This window comes from Actinoplanes lutulentus, assembly GCF_003259845.1.
In the GTDB taxonomy this organism is placed as follows: Bacteria; Actinomycetota; Actinomycetes; order Mycobacteriales; family Micromonosporaceae; genus Actinoplanes; species Actinoplanes lutulentus.
The window spans coordinates 30,257-48,406 of sequence record NZ_QLMJ01000028.1; the positions used below are offsets into that span (position 1 = coordinate 30,257).

Sequence of the window (18,150 nt, forward strand, 5' to 3'; positions counted from 1 at the left end):
GCCTGCGAAATGCCCGATGCTTAGGCCTATCTGATCAGGTCAGACCTGCTGGGTTCATGGCCCACGCTGTTCTTGGTCGGCTTCGATGCTGGGTTGTGGCGGTGCCTGCTCGGCGGCGTGGAGGGTTTCGGTGACGACGGCGTCGATGATGCGGTCGCGGTCGTCGGGGTTGATGTCGGTGGTAGCCGGGAGCTGCAGGCGGATCGTGCGGGTGATGACGTGGGGTTTAGGTTCGGGTGTTGATTTGCTCAGGTCTTTGTAGATCGTCCAGGCGAGGGTGGCGACGGAGACGACCAGGCCGCCGATCGAGACCGGGTCGAGATACTGCTCGGGCCGGGTTTGGGGCTGGTGCAGGGCGGCTTCGACGTCACCGGGTAGGCGCGGCCCGTAGCGGTCGGTGAGCTGGGCGGCGACAGCACGGGCGACGGTGGCGATCGGTTCGGTCATGTGGCGGATCCTTTGTTCTGGATAGTGCGGATGTGGTCGATGACGGACTGGGGCAGTTGCTGGCCGGTGACGTCGCGCCACACCTGGTGCAGGGTGTCCCACCCGAGTGCGGTGGTGAGCCGGGCAAGGTGGTGTGGTGCCGGGCCGGTGACCGGGTGCGGAAATACCGGAAACAGGGTGACGCAGCGGATCGTCCATTCCAGGGCTTTCCGGGATGCCCCGCGGGCTTCGGCGAGCAGCCCGAGCTGCCCGTAACTGGTGGCCATGCCGGGCCGGTTACCGAGTTGCTCTTCGATGGTGAGCGACTGCTGGTACCACTGCTCGGCAGCATCCAGGTCACCCCGCAGTTGAGCGACGATGCCGAGCTGCCCGTAACTGGTGGCCATGCCGGGCCGGTTACCGAGTTGCTCTTCGATGGTGAGCGACTGCTGGTACCACTGCTCGGCAGCATCCAGCTCACCCCGCAGTTGAGCGACGATGCCGAGTTGGTGGTAGCTGCGGGCCATGCCGGGCTGGTTGCCGAGTTGCTTGTTGATGGTTAGTGACTGCTGGTACCGCTGCTCGGCAGCATCCAGCTCACCCCGCAGTTCGGCGACCCTGCCGAGTTGGTGGTAGCTGGTGGACATGCCGGGCTGGTCGCCGAGTTGCTCGTTGATGGTTAGTGACTGCTGGTACCACTGCTCGGCAGCATCCAGCTCACCCCGCAGTTCGGCGACCCTGCCGAGTTGGTGGTAGCTGGTGGACATGCCGGGCTGGTCGCCGAGTTGCTCGTTGATGGTTAGTGACTGCTGGTACCACTGCTCGGCAGCATCCAGCTCACCGCGCATCTCGGCGACCACGCCGAGTTGGTGATAGCAAGTGGCGAGGTAGCTGGATCGAGTGCGGGTGTCGGGTTGGGTGTTGAGCATCTCGCGGATGTCGCGATAGGTGCGTTCGGCGGCGTCGAGTTGATGCGCGGCGGCTTGGCGGCTGGCGTGTTCGCCGACGATGAAAAGCCACAGCCGGCCGGCGGGGGTGTCCAGGGGCGGTGGGGAGCCGTCAGGACTTTCCGTGGCGTGTTGGATACGGTCGGTCCACCCACGAGCTTCCTGGTCCAGGCCCACGGCGTCCCAGTAACTCGACAACACCTGGACGATGGCTGTCGCCTCGTTGTGGCGGTTGGTGTGCAGGGCGTAGCCGAGCATCGCTCCCAGGGTGTGCCGTTGCACGCGGATAACCGTGAACGCTAGTCCGGCGTCGCCGCCGCTGATCTGCTGGCGCAACCATCCGGCGAAGGCGGTGTGGGCGTCCAGCAAGGCTGACTCGGTTGCGGCCCGCTGGCTGGGGTAGTCGGGTTGTTGGTGTTGCCAGCGGGCGGCGAGGTAGGCGGGTAGGGCGGGGTGGATGGTGTACATGCCTGCGCCCAGCGCGGTGACCAGCCCGAGTTCGGTGGCCCGGTCCAGCAGCGCGACCCAGTCTGCGCTGCTGCGGTCTCGGAACTGTTCCGGGACGTTCGCCATAGTGGAGAGGACACCGAGTACGCCGGCGTCGGTGGCACTGTGGAACAGGCAGAGCACCAGCAATGCTTCTTGTTGCTCGGGGGTGAGGTGCTGGTAGGAGTAGGCGATACTGCCGGCCAGTGACCCCATCCGGCCTTTACTATCCTCGCCGAGCAGATGTCCGCCGGTGTCGCGCAGGTCTTGCAGGATGGCGCCCGGATCGGTGGTGTCCAGGTGGGGCAGGACCAGGCGCATGCTCAACGGGTGTCCGGCCAGCATGGTCATCAGATCAGCGAACGCCAGGTCACTGCGGCGTTTGGTGGCGCGTGGGTAGGGTTCTAGCAGGTCGTCGGTGTATTCGTCGGCTTCCTCCCGGCCCAGCCCGGTGACCTCGATCCGCCGGATGTCACCGAGCCACTGTTCGGTGCTGCGGCTGGTGATGAGCACCGCACTCGCACCGGTCGCGGCAGCGGTGAGGAAGTCGATCATTTGCTGGCGGCCGGCCTCGTCCAACGGTGGGGTGGCGCCGGTGGGGTCCGGCATGGAGTGCACGGACTCGAAGTTGTCCCAGATCAGCAACAACCGGTACTCGGCCATCACCCGTAGCACCGCGTCGCGCCGCTCGTCGTCGTCGAGCTGGCTGAACGGCGCGCCGAACACCTGCCGCCCGATCGCGGCCAGGACACCGGGAAGGCCGAACGAGGCCAGACCCGGTTCGAACGAGTGCCAGATGACCCAGTCCGGCTTGTCGACGCCGCCTGTGTCGCGCCACCAACGCCCGAACGCCTTCGCCAGCTCGGTTTTGCCGGTCCCGCCCGGACCCTGCAACAGGACCACCTTCTGCAGGCGGGTGGCGACTTCGAGGTCGTAGAAGAGTCCGTCGCGGCCGACGAATCCTCCGATGGCGGCCAGCGGATCACCCTGCTGGCCGCTGTCAGGCTGTTGCCGCACGTCATCGAGGATCTGCCCCAACGACGCCGTGGTGCTGGCCGGCAAGCGGTGCAGGTGGGGGAAGCTGACATCCTGACGGGCATACAGGACCGGGACGAGCCAGTCCTGCAGTGGCAGCAACCCTTTCGGACTGGGGCGAGTGTTGCGGTCGGCCAGCCGGGCCCGCCCGGCACTCACCGCATCGGCGACCTGCCCGCCGGCGAACAGCCGCTCATAGAAGGCGGTCATGAACTCCGCGGCGGCCACCGCGTACACACTGAACGCCATCGCCACCACAGCCGCCGCGCCCTGCTGCAGCAACCTCGTCGCGACCGCCGCCTCGACGTCGCGGCCCAGCGCGCCGGACTGGCAGGCGTTGAGAACAACCACCGGGACCTGCGCCTCGCCCAGCGCCGCCGCAACCCGGTCGGCGGGTACCCGGTCCGCGCCACCGCCAGGCTTCTCGAACACCAGCACCCCTTGCGGTGCCGACCCGTGCAAGGTCACGGGGATACCGGAGGCGACCAGGGCTGGGCGGTCGCTGAATGAGCCGTGGCCGTCGAAGTGCACCACCTGAAACGGCTGCCCGGCCGCCCGCGCCTCAGCCAGCACCTCCCGCAACCGGTCCAAGGTCGGTGGACGCAATACGACGAGGTCGACATCGCCGCGGACCGCCTCCAACCGGTGCATCAACGGCCGGGCCACCATCCGATAGCCCACGTCTCGGTCACCGGCGGGCCGCGAGATCACCATCAACACCCGCAACCGCTCACCAGCGACGGCGAACGTGCCCCCCAAGTCAGCGGCAGGGAGCGCCCTGCGAATCCGCACTCCGTCCAGGGCCAGGGGTGCCGGACGGGTGGGATCGGTCAACAGCTCCCACGGCAGGCTCAGCTGGTGCGCCGCTGCCGAGCGAATCACCACCTCGACCGGGCCACCCTGTAGACGCAGCTTCACATAGGCGTCGCGGGCCGCACGGGAACCGTCGAACACCGCCGTGAACGCTGCCCGACCCCACTCGGTCAACCGCTGCGCCGCCCGCTCACCGCGGTCCTGATACACCGCGTACGGGTTACGCAGATAGTCCTCCAGATACCAGCGCAACTCCTCGGCATCAGCCGCGTCCCACGGCCAGTCCAGGAGGAACGGCTCGGCAGGCTCCGGAAGCTCACCTGCCACATCACCGAGCGCCGACACCGTGACCCGGCTGTCATCGGACAGATCGATCAGCAACCGATCCGTCATCGCCGGCGTCCTCCGGCCAACTCGGCCGGCACCGGCAAACCAACACAGTCCAAGATCACTAAGGGTTGAGGCGCAGACAACACCCCGTCACACTGCTGCACCACGCCAACCGCCACAACCCACCAAACCGGCCATTCACTCCGGCCACCCGCGAACGGCAGCCCTCAGTGGAGCATCAGGCCCGCCGACCTAGCTGACCACCGGGTCGTAACGGCGGTACGTTGCCGACATGCTCGCGTCCGGGTCGATCCGGTGCAGGATGGCGTCGGTGATCCCGGTCAGCGCGCTGATCTGTTCGGGGGTCAGAGCGTCGATGACGTGCTGCCGGACGTTGGCGACGTGGCCGGGAGCGCTGTCCTGGACCTTCTGCCAGCCGGTGGGCGTGAGCCGGATGTTGGTGGCCCGGGCGTCCTGCGGGCACGGGAACCGTTCCACCAGGCCGAGGTCCTCCAGTCGCTGCGCCACGTGGGAGAGCCGGGGGAGAGTGGCGTGGGTCTGTGCGGCCAGCGCCGTCATCCGCAGTGTCCGCTCGGGTGCTTCGGAGAGCATGGCCAGCACGTAGTACTGGAAGTGCGTCAGGCCGGCGTCGCGCCGCAGCTGGGAGTCGAGAACTCCGGGGAGTAGCTCCAGCACCGCCGCGAGGCGTACCCAAGCGGTTAGTTCTTCCTGGTCCAGCCACTCCGTGTCCACGGTTACATCCTCCCCGAATAAAGTTGCACCTACAACTATTGGCGCGTACGTTATTTGTTGTAAGTACAACCAACTGCTTGAGGGGGAGCCGACGTGACATCGCTCAGCACTACCGCAACCGCCGACAGCCGGATCCCGGCCCAGCACCCCTTCGCCGCGCACCTGCGCCGGGCCGCCGCCGCTGAGAAAGCCGCCGCCCACCGGGTCTGGACCCCGGACGACGGGCCGCTGCCCAGCCTGTACATCAGCCACGGCGCGCCGATGCTGTTCGAGATGGCCGACTGGATGACCCAGCTGCACACCTGGGCGCGGGACCTGCCGAAGCCGAAGGCCATCCTGATCGTCTCCGCCCACTGGGAGTCGGCCCCGCTCAGCCTCAGCAGCACCCAGCCCAACGACCTCGTCTACGACTTCGGCGGCTTCGCCCCGATGTACTACCAGATGCGGTACGACACGCCGGTCGCCACCGGCCTCGCCGCCCAGGTCGCCAAGCTGATGCCGGACACCGAACCGGTCCACGAGCACCGCACCCGCGGCCTCGACCACGGCGCCTGGGTCCCGTTGAAAATCATGTACCCGGACGCCGACATCCCCGTCCTGCAGCTGAGCATGCCGACCCACGACCCCGACCGGCTGCTCAACCTGGGCCGGCGCCTGCGAACCCTGCGTGAATCCGGCGTCCTCGTCATCGGCTCCGGATACATGACCCACGGACTGCCGTTCCTCGACTGGAGCCGGCCCGACAGCGTGCCCGGCTGGTCCTCGGACTTCGACTCCTGGGCCGCGGACGCGCTGTCCCGCGGCGCCGTCGACGAACTCGCCGACTTCCGCGGGCGCGCGCCCGGCATGCCGTACGCCCACCCGACGGTCGAGCACTTCACGCCGCTCTTCGTCACTCTCGGCGCCGCCACCGACCCGACCGCGCCGCCCGTCACGGCCATCGATGGATACGCCATCGGCCTTGCCAAACGCTCACTCCAAGCCGCCTGATCCGCAGCTGGTCGCATCGTACGATCGGAGCCTGGCCGCGTCAGCCTCCGATGACCCACACATGACCGCGACCATTGGCAGTGCCGGTCTTCTGGATCACGACGAGGTCGGGGCGTTTGCCGTCGCCGGCGTCGGTGAGCAGCAGGGCGAAACGGTCGTCGGCGAGGCCCAGCACGGTGCTTTGCTTCACCAGCGTGCGGCTCAGCCCCGCCGCTCCGTCCAGGACGTGCAGCTCGGTCTTGCCGGCGGCGGTGGCCGGTTTGCGTACGAGGACGACGTCAGGCTTCTTGTCGTGGTTCCAGTCGAGGACCTCGGCCTGCAGGCCGTCCTGCGCCGGCTCCGCGGTGGTGATCGACGGTACGAGGTCGCGCTGGAAGTTCGACGCCCCGTCCAGGATCTGCACCTCGACCTTGCCACTGGCCGTGCCGGCCGTCCGCACCGCGACGAGGTCGGGCCGGCCGTCGGCGTTCCAGTCGGTCATCGCGAACTGGGCCCGGCCGTCGGCGGCGAGGCTGGTGGTCGTGGTCAGGGTCAGGTTCCGGAAGGAGGAGGCCCCGTCGGCGACGACGATCTCGACCTTGCCGCTGCCGGTGCCCGTCTTCTGCACCACGACCAGGTCGGGGCGGCCGTCGCCGTTCCAGTCGGCGGCCGTGTAATCGTGCCGCTCGTCGGTGGCGGGCACCGCGGTCGCCGTGGTCAGCAGCAGGGAGGCGTAGTCGCGGGCACCGTCCATGACGCGTACCTCGGTCTTGCCGGTCGCGAGGCCGGAGCCGTTGACGACCAGCAGATCGTTGTGCTTGTCGCCGTTCCAGTCGGCCATCAGCAGGTCGTGGCGTCCGGTGAGAGTGCCGATCTCGGTCTCGGCGGTGGCGGTCACCGCCTGGTACGGGCCGGTCGGAGCAGGCGACGCCGACGGGGTGCCCGGCGTCGCCGGAGCCGGTGACGCCCCACCGGTCCACAGGCTCGCCACGATCAGCGCGGCGTCGTGCACCTCCGGCGTGTACGCGCCCGGGTAGGCCGACGTCTGCACGTACTGACAGATCGCGCCGATGCCGCCGGTCATCCAGGCGCCGCCGGGCAGCTTGCGCAGCATTGCCTTGAGGAACGCGTCCGTCGCATAGGCCGGGTCGACCAGCTGGCTGGTACTGCCCCAGCCCTGCGAGGGCCGCTGCTGGAACAGGCCGAGGCTGTCGTGGTCGAGCGCGACCCGATGGTTGTTGAGGGTGCTCTCGGTGATCGCCGTGGTGATGGCGATGACGGCGGCCCGTTCGGGCAGGTCACGGGCCTTGACCCGGGCCACGATGACGCGGGCGCAGGCGATGGCGCGGCCGCTGACGAGCGAGCCGAGGCGACGGCCGTTCATCAGAGGGCGCAGCTGCTTGGCGATGGCCTCGTCGGAAGCGGTCGACGTGCCGGGGACGCAGGACGTCTCCCGAGGTGCGGCGGCCAGAGGCGCGGCAGCCAAAGCCTGGGCAGCCTGGGTGGGCGCCGGGATGCTGACCGCCGCGGCGGTGAGCGAGGCGGCGAGTATCAGCCGGTGCACGGCACGGGATCCGCTGCTGAAGCCGGTGGCACGAGTGCGTACCTGATCCACTGCCATGTCGTACCGGACCTCCCCGTTGACCGCCGACGCGGCCCCAATCTGTCACAGATCATGTCCGGTCCGAAAGGCGCAGTGGGGCAACGGACACGAGAATCGCGTTCCGGACGTCGGCCCAGGAACGGAACGGCAATTCGAAAGCCCTGGCGAACCACCATGCGCCGATCAGCGAAAGGCCGCCGGCCAGAATGGTCGTGGCCGCGAACGCGACGGTTCCGTGACCCAGTCGCGGGGCCACCAGCTTCTGGTCGATCACGACCACGATCGGCAGGTGAATCAGGTAGAGGCTGTACGAGATCGAGCCCAGCCTCCGCAACGGCGACGATTCGAGCAGCCGGATCAGCGCGGCCGGCCGGCCGTTCACCACCGCCAGCAGAAACAGGGTCATCGCCGGAACGACCGCCAGATCGACCCAGTAGTAATGGTTGACCATCCAGCGCGCGCCCTGATGCAGGACGAGGGCTGCGGCGGGGATCGCGGCCAGCACCGACAGCACGGCCCACGGCAGATGGCGCAGACGGTCCCCGGCCGCGACCACGCCCGCCGCCACCACGCCGGCCGCGAAGGCCGGCACGAGATGCGGGGCCAGCCAGTTGTCGCCCTGCGGCGGTGAGCCGTCGAAGACCACGACACCGATCAGGACCACCGGCACGGTGACGACGGCCAGCATCACCACCGGGCCGTACCGGCGGCACAGGATCAGAAGCAGCGGGAGTACGCCGTACAGAAGCGCCTCCACCCCGATCGACCAGAACGCGCCGTTCGGGGTGGGAACCGTGAACAGATCCTGAAGGAGCAGCGTGTAGACCACGACCGACCCGGCGGTCGGCTCCGCGGAGTGCGGCTGGCGCACCACGGTCCACGCGATGACCAGGCTGAACGCCAGAGCGGCCCAGTACGCGGGGAGGATGCGCCAGGCCCGCCGGCGGGCGTACCGGGCCAGGCTGCCCAGCCGCCAGTCGTTGCGGGCGGCCGCCAGTGCCAATGAGAACCCCGACAGGACCAGGAACAACACCACGGAGAGCCGGCCGAACCCGAGCCAGCTCAGCCAGTAGGGGCCGCGATAGCGGGGAAACCCGCGGAACGTGTACGCCCAGCAGTGGAACAACACGACGTAGAGCGCGCAGAGGCCGCGCAGACCGTCAAGACCGGCCACCCGTTTCCGGTTCACTCCACAGTTCACGCACAGGCAGCTCAAAAGGTTCGACGGCGGGGATCATTCGGCAGGGCGTCGCAGAGCAAGGGTTGCGTGAACCTGGGCGAGTTGGGTCGTGGCGGTGAGCATCGCGAGGTCGGCGCCGGAAACGTACGGCTGATCCGCGTGATCGTCCTCGTTGATGTTGGTCTGGTAGTCGACCAGGCAGACCTGGTAGAGCCGTTCGGCTTCGCCGATGAGTTCGGCGGCACGGGCGGCGTGCTCGTCAGGAGTCATGCTGATCATGGTGTCATCCGGCGCGACCCGGGCCGCGCGCCCTCCAGATTTCACTTTACATCGGTGATCTTGGTTGTTTGGATTCCTGTGTCCAACGGGGAACGCAGGAGGTTTCATGACGTTTGTACGCGGCCGGCGAGTGCTCACGATCGCTGCGGCGATGGTGCTCGCGGGTTTCACCCTGATCATCGGTACGGCGCCCGCGCAGGCCCGGCCGGCCGGGCTGACCCAGCCGGCGATCACCTTCCCGAACGGGTCGCAGGCCACCGCCGGCGCCACGATCACCGTTACGTTCGACGCCGGTGGGGACCGCCGGGTCACCGGATTCCGCTACAGCCTCGGTACGACCACCCTGGGTGCCACGGTCGCGGCCGGTGTCCGCGGCGGCACGGCCACTGCCGACCTCGCGGCCGGCGAGATCACCGGTGACCGGCCGTTGTACGCGGCTGCGGTCGACCGCTTCGGCCGGGTCGGTCCGCTCACCCAGGCCACCGTCAGCGTCACGCCGGCTGCTGAGGGCCAGCTCACCGGCAGCGTGCTGAACGGGTACACGTGGCTGCCGATCGCCGGCGCCACCGTCACGCTGGCGCCGGGCGGGCTCCAGGTCACCACCGGCGACAACGGCGCCTTCACCGTCGCCGGTGTCACGCCGGGCACCTACGCGGTGACCGCGGAGGTGGGCGGCGACTGCCCGGCCACGTCCACGCAGACGCTGGACATCGACGGCCAGGGCCTCAACGTCGAGTTCTACCTGTTCCCGGAGTGCACGCCGGAGCAGTAACGACACGGCACCGCCGATCCGCGCCGAGTTCAGGAAGACCCCGGCGCGGATCGAATTCCGGCCGCCGCAGCGACCTGGAGTCGTTCCGTGGCCTCAGCACGGAAAGGAGAGGTCGTGTTCGACGACGTCATCGGTCTCAGCCCAGAGGATGCCGCACGCTGGACCGCTCTGGTCGAACAGTGCCGCCCCATCCTCGAGAGCAACGGGATGGAGGCGGTCCAAGCCTTTCTGGTCGAGAGCGATATGGGCATCATCCCGTCGATCGCGATCACGCGGGCGTTGCTGGGGAAGGCAGAAACACCTCTGCGAGTGGCCATCGACATCGTGGCTACGAGTGCGGCTCGGAAGTAAACAGCCTGCTGGTTGCGGGGGCCTGGGCATGGAATCCCGGAATGACGCGGGCATAGCGAGAACTGGCGGCACGTCCCGCACCGCGGCGGGAGGCGCCCGGCTGTACGCGTCGATCGGATGTCGTACGCGCGTCGACTGCTGCTGGATTGACTGCGCGGCATGTGCCTTCCGCTCTGCCGTGAGCGACTGCTTGATCGTGGGCCACTGGCGTACCTGACCGTGTCGGTGGCCGCCCTGCTGGCGGGCATCGCCACCGGGCCGGCGGGGCTCGGGCCACCGGGCTCCGCAGTGGGCGCGATGTTCGGCTGGTTTCTGATAGCCATCGCGGCCGAGGTCGTCGTGGGCTGCCCACGGCGACTCAACGTGCTGCCGTGGCTGGTGAGCGCGGCCGTCGCGGGCGTGTTCTACGGCTCCGGCGCGACCACGACGCTGCTGGGCGCGGCTGCCATCGTCTACGGAGCGGCGACCATGTCGATCGTAGCCCCGGCCCGCGGAGCTCACGCCGCGCGACGGTTGCGGAGAAACCCGGGGCGTCGTCGTCGCCGGCGGCGGGCATCGTCGCGGGCAGAACCGATGGCAGAAGTCGAGCCGCTTCGGCGATCGGACGGTCAGCTGGCCGGCGGGATGGCCCCCGCCGCACTCAACGCGATCCGGGTGCGGGCCAGCCACGGCCGGGCGCCCGCCTGCTCGAAGCTCGTCGCGGCCGCGGTGAGCTCGGCACGTGCCTCGGGGATCCGGCCGTTGCGGCGCAGCCATTCGCCGTACACCAGCCTGGTCCGGGCGGTCTGCAACGGGTAGAGGTCCGCATCCGGGACCCGCAGAGCGCGCAGGCAGTGCTCGTCGGTGTTCTCGCCGAGCAGCGCGTACCCGCGATGTACCAGCATCGTGGCTAGCGGTGACCCCAGTGACTCGGCCTGGCGCGCCGCGCCGGCCAGGGCAGCGCGGACGTCGCCGGCGTGGCCGGCTCCGGCGGCGGCCTCGGCCAGGTCCGCGATCGCCAGGAGGGCGGTGCCCGGGTGTCCCGCGGTGGCACACAGCGCGGTGTACGCCTGCGGCAGCAGCCCCTGGGTCAGCGCGACAATGCCGGCCGACCAGGCGAGCACCGCGTCGACATCGACGCGGTCGCTTCCCGGTTCGGGGGCGGTGGCCGGACGGCCCTGCCAGGCGTGCACGTGTGCGGTGACCGCCGCGGTGAAGGCGACGGCGGAGGGCAGATCCATGCCGGTCGCCGAGTGCGCCACCGCCTCGGCTTCGCGGAGAGCCTCACCGAGGCGATCGTGGGCGAGCAGCGCGACGCTCAGCCGTGCCCGCACGGTGAAAAGGTCGGAGAGCGCTCCGCTCGCCCGGTATCTCTCGGCTGCTGCCGACCAGCAGCGCACCGCCAACGGCCAGTCCTGCAAGGACTCCGCGGCGATGGCGAGTCCGGAGATGATCCAGGTCGACAGGTTCGCGTCGTCCAGGGCGAAGGCCCGGATCAGTGGTCCGGTCGTGTCCGCGTGGCTGGTGGGTGCCAGGACCGTCCGGGCGATGACGCAGCGGGGGTCGGATTCCGGTACGGGCAGCTCGGCGAGCGCCTGCTCGATGCGGGCTTGCAGCCCGTCCGGCATGCCGCGGGAGTGTCCGAGGACGGCGGCGCCGGCGATCAGGTTCACGGCTATGTCGGCGTGGCCGTCCCGGGCGGTGCGTAATCCCTGCTGGAGCAGGTCGATGGGGTCGCTGGACCGGGTGCCGTCGGTGACGTCGGCGGCTATCCGGATCATGGCGAGTTCGCCGTGGGTCTCGGGGTCGGCGCTGGTGTCGGCGGCGAGCGCCGACAGGCGGCGGGTGGCCTCGGGCAGCCCTGCCAGCCGGGCGGCCTGTGCCGCCAGGGCAAGGCGGCGTGCCTGGTCGCCGGGTGCCGGAGTGAGGTGGACGGCCTTCTCCAGAGCACGCATCGCGGCCGCATGATTTCCTCGTGACGTGCCGATGCGGGCCGCGTTCTCCAGGTCGCGGGCGACCGCCTCGTCGCGTCCGAGCGTGGCGGCGGCACGGTGCCAGGCGGCCCGCGGCGGATCGTTGTCCGACAGGGCTTGCGCGAGTGTCCGATGGACCCGGATACGCCGGTACAGGCTGGCGCGCTGGTAGATCGCCGATCGGATGAGCGGGTGCCGGAACGACACGTCGGTGGCGGTGATCACGACCAGGCCATCGTCCTCGGCGTCCGTGAGCGCGTCCATGTCGAGGCCCAGGCACTTTGCCGCGGCCGTCAGCTCTGGCAGCGAGGTCTCGCTGCTCGCCGCGGCGAGCAGCAGCAGATCCTGGGTCTGCGGGGAGAGAGCCTCGAATCTCGCGACATAGCCGCTCTCCAGCCGAGCGCGTACCGGCACCTGGACCGGCGGGTCCGTGGCTTCGTCGTGGCCACGATCCATCGCTTCGCCGGACAGTTCGACCAGCGCCAGCGGATTGCCGTCCGCTTCGTTGAGCACCTGCCGCAGAACATGATCCCTGATCGCCGGATGCCGGTGGCGGACCAGCGTGCGGGCGTCGGGTTCGGTGAGGCGGTCGATGAGGATCTCGTCGAGGCCGAGCGTGCCGAGCGCCTCGGAGTCGTCCGGCCGGCGAGTCACCACCATGACGATCGCGGTATCGGTCACCCGCTGTGCGAGAAAGCCGATCATGTTGACCGTCGGCTCATCCATCCAGTGCGCGTCCTCCACCACCAGCAACAGCGGCTGCTCGTCGGCCAGGTGGGTGAGCAGGCCGTACACGGCGAGCGTGAGCAGCAGACGATCGGGTGCGGCCGGCGGGCCGATGCCGAAGACACTGAGTAGCGCGTCGCGATGTTGCGGTGGCAGTTCGCCGGCCCGGTTGATCGCGACGCGGAGCAGCTCGTGCAGGCCGGCGAGCCCGACCTCGGTCTCGCTCTCCACTCCGGTGCAGGTCAGGACTTGGAATCCGGCGCCGGTCGCCATCCGGGCGACCGCGCCGGTGAATGTGGTCTTGCCGGCGCCGGGCTCGCCGGAGATCAGGATGGCGCTGCCGCCCGTTGTGGCTCGGTCGAGCATGCCGGCGAGGCGGGACAGGGGTTCTGCCCGGCCGACGATCTCGGGAACGGGGGCTGGCGCAGGGTTCACCATCGGACTCTAGGTTGCGGGTGCCGTTGCTCGCGTACGTCAGGTGACGGACGGCCGCCCGCTCATTGCCGACTTATCGGGCATCCCGTCAGTGTCATCGGTCAGTCGTCGTGCCAGCTGCGCTCGAAGACAATCTTGTGCCGGTCGCCCGGCAGGACGTTGACGGTGCAGCGGACCGGCGTGCCGTCGGCGGTGTAGCCCGTGTCGTAGTGCACAGCGACGGGAGTGCCCAGGCCCAGCCCCAGCCTGTGGATCTCCTCCGGGGTGGGCATGCGTACGAAAATCTCGTCGATGGCGCGGTCCTGCCGATGGCCGAGGTCGGCAAGGACCTGGTCGGTGCCGCGGGGAACGTACGCCGGAGACATGATCTCGGAGTCCTTGACGATGTCCAGGGGAAAGTGCGAGTCGTTGATGTTCGTCGGTTCGCCGTTGATGGAACGCACCCGCCGGCGGGCGACGATGGTGGCTCCCGTTTCCACCCGCAGCCGTTCGGCCAGGTCCGGCGTGGCCTGCACGAGGGACACCTCGATCCGCTGGCTGGGCACCCGCCCCTCGGCGGAGATCTGCTGGGAGAACCGGTCCACCTCCGGCGTCGCCGGCCGGGGCCGAGACCGCTCCTGGGGCCGGTAGAGCATGTGTTCGCGTTCCCGGACGAAGTGGCCGCGCGGGCGCCGCGCGACGATGAGCCCTTCGGTGACGAGCAGGCTCAGTCCGGTGCGGACCGTCTGGCGTGCCACCCCGAACTGGTCAGCGATCGCGCTCTCGGTGGGTAATTGATCGCCAGGACGTAGCTCGCCCGAGGCGATCTTGCCGCGGTACGTCGATGCGATCCGTTGGTACGCGGGCGCACCAGGGTTGTTCTGTGCCTCCACTGTCGCGCACACCTCCGTCAGTCCGGATCGTCTAGACAATATATGCCTTGCCTCTTGACGGCGTGCCGGGCGGCTGCCAGCCTGTTGTCAGGACACATTGTCTAGTCAATACATCAGGTCTGGACATTGGACCGTGGCTGCGGTGAAGGAGATTCAATGGTTTCCAAGACTCGGGTGGTGCTCGTCATGCTGCCCATCACTCTGGTGACGGTCGCGCTGGCCGTCCTGCTCGCGGCCAGGGGCGCCGATGCGGCCTGGATCAAGATCTTTATTCCCGGTTTCCTTGGCCTCGGCGTGGTGCTGGCCCAGTCGTTTGGCTGGTTCGACAAGCAGGTTCCGCCGGGCGAGCAATGATCACGTGCCTCGTCATGGCGGCCGTGGTCGCGTTGTTCGTCGTCGTCGGCGCCTGCTACCAACTCAGCAGCCCGGCTGGCGGCACCGCATATCCGGGCGCCTCGTCGTACGGGACCGATGGGGACGGTGACGACGACGATGCAGGCGGCGACGGGGGCGGGGAGGCCTGACCTCCCTTTCCAAGATCATCGCTGTACGGGTGCCGCCGCGCCCGCGCAGCGATGAGCGGGGGAAAACTGGTGGGGGCGGATGCCGGGGGAGGGCCGCCCCCACCAGGCCGGCGAAGCTGCGGAACCGCGGGCGACTGCCGGATACGCCTGCGACGGCGCGGGACCTCGGCGATGCTGAGGGGATCACGCCCGGTCCGAGGAACGGAGACGCCTCCGTGGCTCTCATCGACAGCCGCATCTACGTCAAGGGGCACCGGGCCGACCAGTCACACGACCTGCACCAGATCTTCGACGCGCTCAAGCAGACCGGCGGCGTCGCCTGGATCGGGCTCGCCTCGCCCACCGCGGACGAGCTGACGTCGGTGGAGACCGAATTCGATCTGCACCCTCTCGCGATCGAGGACGCGCAGAAAGGCCATCAACGTTCCAAGATCGATCGGTACGGCGACACGCTGTTCGTCGTCCTGCGACCCGCCTGGTACGACGAGGCCCACGAGCTGGTGCACTTCGGCGAGGTCCATCTGTTCGTCGGCCCCCGCTTCACGGTCACCGTGCGGCACGGCGACAAGCCGGACCTGGCGAAGGTCCGCGCCGCCCTGGAGTCCGAACCGGAATTCCTCAGCCTCGGCTCGGAAGCCGCACTGACCGCGTTCCTCGACGAGATCGTCGACGGGTACGCCCCGGTCGCGGCCGGCCTGCAGGCCGACGTCGACGAGATCGAGGACAGCCTGTTCGGCGCCGGCGACATCGACCCCGCGCTAGCGAAGCGGATCTACCAGCTGCTGTCGCAGGCGATCCAGTTCCAGCGCGCCATCGGCCCGGTCCCCGAGATGCTGCACGGGCTGCTGCGCGGCGCCGGCAAGTACGCCACGATCGGCGAGGTCCGGGCCCGCCTGGACAACGTTCTAGACCATTCGGTACGCGTCACCGAACGCGCCGACACCATCCGTACCCTGCTGGAGAACGCGCTGACCGTGCACTCCACCCTCGTGTCGCTGGAGCAGAACGAGGCGATGCGGCAGATGTCGGGCGCCAGCCTGGCCCAGGGCGAGGAGAGCCGCCGCCTCGCCGAGGAGACGATGGAACAGGGCGAAGAGGTCAAGAAGATCTCCTCCTGGGCCGCGATCCTGTTCACCCCGACCCTGGTCGCCTCGGTGTACGGCATGAACTTCGACGACATGCCCGAACTGCACTGGCACCTGGGTTATCCGTTCGCCGTCACCTTGATGTTCGCCCTCGGCCTCACCCTGTGGGGCATCTTCAAACGCAAGCACTGGCTCTGAACGCACCGCGGCGAAGGCAGCCGGCCGGACTCATGCGCCCGGCCGGCGACTCCGGCCGCCCTGCCGCGCAAACGGGGCGTCGGGAGCGGCACAACAAATCGCGGCGCGGTCGCGTTCTCCTACCGTGGTTACATCGACGGGGAGGGACATGTGCGGTTCGAGGAGTTCGCGGCGGCGCGGCTGCCGGCTCTGCTGCGGTACGCGACGCTGTTGTCCGGCGACCATGAGCAGGCGAAAGACCTGGTCCAGGACGTGCTGACCAAGGCGCTGCTGAAGTGGCGGCGGATCGGGGCGCTGGAGGAACCGTACGCCTACGTGCGCACCATGCTGACCAACGAGTATCTGTCGTTCCTCCGGCGCCGCCGGGTGCCGACCGTGCCGCTGGGCTGGAACACACCGGACACGCCAACGGCGGAGCCGGTGCCGGGGCGGCCGGACGAGGAGTTGTGGCGGCTGCTCGGCGGGCTGCCGCGCCAGCAGCGGGCGGTGATCGTGCTGCGTTATTACGAAGGGCTGAGCGATCCGGAGATCGCCGAGGTGCTCAAGTGCCGGCCCACGACCGTCCGTGCGTACGCGAGCCGCGCGCTGGCCGCGCTCCGCGTCGAGTTGAGCCCGAGGACCGTGCTGTCCCTGGAGGTGTCGTAGTGCGTACCGAAGAAGATCTTTCTCAATCGCTGTCGCGCCGCGCCGCGACCGCGCCGGACGGGACCGGCATGGTGGAGCAGGCCCGGGCCGGCGTCGTCCGGATCCGGCACCGCCGGCGGATCCTCCAGGGTGCCGCCACCGTGGTCGCGGTGGCCGCCGCGGCGCTGACCGTGCCGCTGGCCCTGCGGGAGGGCACCATGCCGCCGCCGGCCGAACCGGCGCCGCCGTTCCGGAGCGTGGCGGAGCTGTCCGTGTCGCTGGCACCGGGATCGGACTTCGTGATCCCGTGGCGCAACAGCAACGGAAACCGCGAGGAGGCTCGTGTCGCGCACAGCAGCGAGATAGCGGCTGCCCGGCCGGAGGAACTGACCGTCAACCAGGGCGCCACCGTGCAGGTCTACGACCCGGGCACCTTCGACCCGGCCGGGCTCCGCACGGGCGAACCGGTGAGTGCCGCCGGGCGGCAGGCCTGGTACACGCCGAACCTGACCATCGTCGAGGACATGACGCCCCTGCACGCGGTAACCGAACCGGCGCAGATCAATGGCCCGGCGCTCGGCTGGCAGGAGGCGTCCGGCGCCTGGGTCGTCCTGTTCCGGTTGACGGCTACCGCGCAGGTGCGGGCCGAACTGATCGAGGTGGCGCAGGATCTGCGCATCCAGGATCCGCCGCAGCGGGTCAGCGTGCCGTACCGGTTCGGCTGGCTCCCGCAGGGCCTGGCGGTCACCGCAGTGGACCTGCACGACCTGGCGCAGCTGAGCACGTCGGCGTCGGTGGCGTACGGCTACACCGGCCAGCCGGCGGGCAAGAGCCTGCCGCCGGTGATCGTGTACGCGGTGCCCGGCAAGGGCGACCGTGACTGGGAGACGATCCGCCCGGATCTGGGGGCGCCGCAGCGGGCCGGCGGACACGACTTCTGGTATCTCGACACGAAGAACCGCGCGATCAGCCCGCCGGAGGGCGGCAGCGTCATCGTGATGGACACCGGCACCTGCCATCTGCAGCTGAGCTTCGCGGACCGCGCGCGGATCCCCGAGCCGGACGCGATGCGGATCGTTCAGGAGCTCACGGTGGCCGATTGCGCCGACCTGAGCACCTGGCTGCCCCTGACCTGACGCCGGCGGCCCGGTTCTACCGCGCGCCGCGGACTCGCAGGACCACGATGCCGGCGACGGCGGCCAAGCCGGCGGCGACCGGCCAGATCAGCGCATACCCGCCGCTGATCGCGACGATCGAACTGGCCAGCAGGGGAGCGAGAGCGGCACCGGCGCCGGAGGCCATGGCCGCGACGCCGAGATCCCGGCCGGCGTTGTCCAGGTCGGGCAGCACGTCGATGAGGTCGCGCTCCTGACGACCCGTAACCCGTCGGCGGGTTGACGCCTCGCCGGACACGTCCGGTGGTTTGGCGCCGCCCGCGAGGGGAAATGGGACGGCCGAGATAGACATCACCGCGGTGCGGGACTCCCGCAGCGGTGGTGGGCCGTCCGGACTTCGCGGCCTCGCTCGTCAGCTCGACCCCGTCTCTGCCGCCGGTTCCCACCGGCGCAGCGGACCGGTCGGCCATCGTTCGAGGAGGCACGCCGTGAACGCAGGACCCTTCAGGTCGACGGCCGCCGTCTGCCCCGTCCGCGCTGTCTCTCTTCGCCCGGATTCGGGCTCCTCTGCATTGCTCCGTCGACCAGCCCGGGACGGCGACCAGGGGGGATGCCGTCCCGGGCTGGCCGGCACCCGACGCCGACGGGTGACCGCTCCCGTGAACCTCGCCCCGG

General features: G+C 69.4%; 17 protein-coding genes. 8 read left to right on the forward strand and 9 right to left on the reverse strand.

Annotated elements, in window-relative coordinates; genetic code table 11:
* Positions 1-54: 54 nt before the first annotated feature.
* The 3 genes from B0I29_RS41570 to B0I29_RS41580 all read right to left on the reverse strand — a co-directional run bounded on the left by B0I29_RS41570 (position 55) and on the right by B0I29_RS41580 (position 4,790).
* Positions 55-447, reverse strand: coding sequence for a hypothetical protein (locus B0I29_RS41570; RefSeq protein WP_111654698.1), 393 nt, complete (start codon positions 445-447; stop codon positions 55-57).
* The gene (locus B0I29_RS41575; protein WP_111654699.1) at positions 444-4,100 is read right to left on the reverse strand and encodes a CHAT domain-containing tetratricopeptide repeat protein; all 3,657 of its coding nucleotides are present in this window, start codon (positions 4,098-4,100) and stop codon (positions 444-446) included. Before B0I29_RS41575 ends, B0I29_RS41570 begins: the two co-directional genes overlap by 4 nt.
* A 189-nt stretch (positions 4,101-4,289) precedes the next feature.
* The gene (locus B0I29_RS41580; protein ID WP_111654700.1) at positions 4,290-4,790 is read right to left on the reverse strand and encodes a MarR family winged helix-turn-helix transcriptional regulator; all 501 of its coding nucleotides are present in this window, start codon (positions 4,788-4,790) and stop codon (positions 4,290-4,292) included.
* Between the two features lie 93 nt (positions 4,791-4,883).
* Between B0I29_RS41580 and B0I29_RS41585 the strand changes: the two genes are divergently transcribed.
* Entirely contained in the window at positions 4,884-5,780 is an 897-nt protein-coding gene (locus B0I29_RS41585) for a dioxygenase family protein (RefSeq protein ID WP_111654701.1), read from the forward strand.
* Between the two features lie 40 nt (positions 5,781-5,820).
* On the opposite strand, the gene B0I29_RS41590 is transcribed toward B0I29_RS41585, so the two are convergent.
* From B0I29_RS41590 to B0I29_RS41600, 3 genes are read right to left on the reverse strand one after another with little or no spacing between them, the layout of a single operon-like run.
* Entirely contained in the window at positions 5,821-7,380 is a 1,560-nt protein-coding gene (locus B0I29_RS41590) for an FG-GAP repeat domain-containing protein (RefSeq protein ID WP_111654702.1), read from the reverse strand.
* Positions 7,381-7,432: 52 nt separating this feature from the next.
* Positions 7,433-8,551 carry an acyltransferase family protein gene (locus B0I29_RS41595; protein ID WP_220091565.1) on the reverse strand — a complete coding sequence of 373 codons (1,119 nt, stop codon included), beginning with the start codon at positions 8,549-8,551 and terminating at the stop codon, positions 7,433-7,435.
* 45 nt (positions 8,552-8,596) lie between these two features.
* Entirely contained in the window at positions 8,597-8,812 is a 216-nt protein-coding gene (locus B0I29_RS41600) for a hypothetical protein (protein ID WP_245973169.1), read from the reverse strand.
* 115 nt (positions 8,813-8,927) lie between these two features.
* Here B0I29_RS41600 and B0I29_RS41605 point away from each other — a divergent pair, with 115 nt between their 5' ends.
* A complete protein-coding gene (locus tag B0I29_RS41605; protein ID WP_111654704.1) occupies positions 8,928-9,593 on the forward strand; it encodes a carboxypeptidase-like regulatory domain-containing protein in 666 nt (221 codons plus the stop codon).
* A 114-nt stretch (positions 9,594-9,707) separates the two neighbouring features.
* A complete protein-coding gene (locus B0I29_RS41610; protein ID WP_111654705.1) occupies positions 9,708-9,944 on the forward strand; it encodes a hypothetical protein in 237 nt (78 codons plus the stop codon).
* A gap of 608 nt (positions 9,945-10,552) precedes the next feature.
* Here B0I29_RS41610 and B0I29_RS41615 read toward each other — a convergent pair.
* On the reverse strand, positions 10,553-13,057 hold the full coding sequence (locus tag B0I29_RS41615) for an ATP-binding protein (RefSeq protein ID WP_181558247.1): 2,505 nt from the start codon (positions 13,055-13,057) through the stop codon (positions 10,553-10,555).
* 101 nt (positions 13,058-13,158) lie between these two features.
* Complete coding sequence (locus B0I29_RS41620; protein WP_181558248.1) at positions 13,159-13,929, reverse strand: GntR family transcriptional regulator; 771 nt, start codon at positions 13,927-13,929, stop codon at positions 13,159-13,161.
* Positions 13,930-14,085: 156 nt separating this feature from the next.
* On the opposite strand from B0I29_RS41620, the gene B0I29_RS41625 reads away from it, so the two are divergent.
* The 5 genes from B0I29_RS41625 to B0I29_RS41640 all read left to right on the forward strand — a co-directional run bounded on the left by B0I29_RS41625 (position 14,086) and on the right by B0I29_RS41640 (position 17,496).
* The gene (locus B0I29_RS41625; protein WP_111654707.1) at positions 14,086-14,283 is read left to right on the forward strand and encodes a hypothetical protein; all 198 of its coding nucleotides are present in this window, start codon (positions 14,086-14,088) and stop codon (positions 14,281-14,283) included.
* Positions 14,280-14,453, forward strand: coding sequence for a hypothetical protein (locus B0I29_RS46175; RefSeq protein ID WP_181558249.1), 174 nt, complete (start codon positions 14,280-14,282; stop codon positions 14,451-14,453). Before B0I29_RS41625 ends, B0I29_RS46175 begins: the two co-directional genes overlap by 4 nt.
* Positions 14,454-14,668: 215 nt before the next feature.
* Positions 14,669-15,736, forward strand: a complete 1,068-nt coding sequence (locus B0I29_RS41630; protein ID WP_111654708.1) for a magnesium and cobalt transport protein CorA — start codon at positions 14,669-14,671, stop codon at positions 15,734-15,736.
* Between the two features lie 150 nt (positions 15,737-15,886).
* Positions 15,887-16,381, forward strand: coding sequence for a SigE family RNA polymerase sigma factor (locus tag B0I29_RS41635; RefSeq protein ID WP_111654709.1), 495 nt, complete (start codon positions 15,887-15,889; stop codon positions 16,379-16,381).
* Positions 16,381-17,496: a hypothetical protein gene (locus B0I29_RS41640; protein WP_111654710.1), complete on the forward strand. Its 1,116-nt coding sequence runs from the start codon at positions 16,381-16,383 to the stop codon at positions 17,494-17,496. Before B0I29_RS41635 ends, B0I29_RS41640 begins: the two co-directional genes overlap by 1 nt.
* Before the next feature lie 16 nt (positions 17,497-17,512).
* Here B0I29_RS41640 and B0I29_RS45445 read toward each other — a convergent pair whose 3' ends face one another.
* Positions 17,513-17,827 (reverse strand): hypothetical protein, encoded by a 315-nt coding sequence (locus B0I29_RS45445; protein WP_146617064.1) that lies wholly within the window; start codon positions 17,825-17,827, stop codon positions 17,513-17,515.
* Positions 17,828-18,150: the final 323 nt, after the last annotated feature.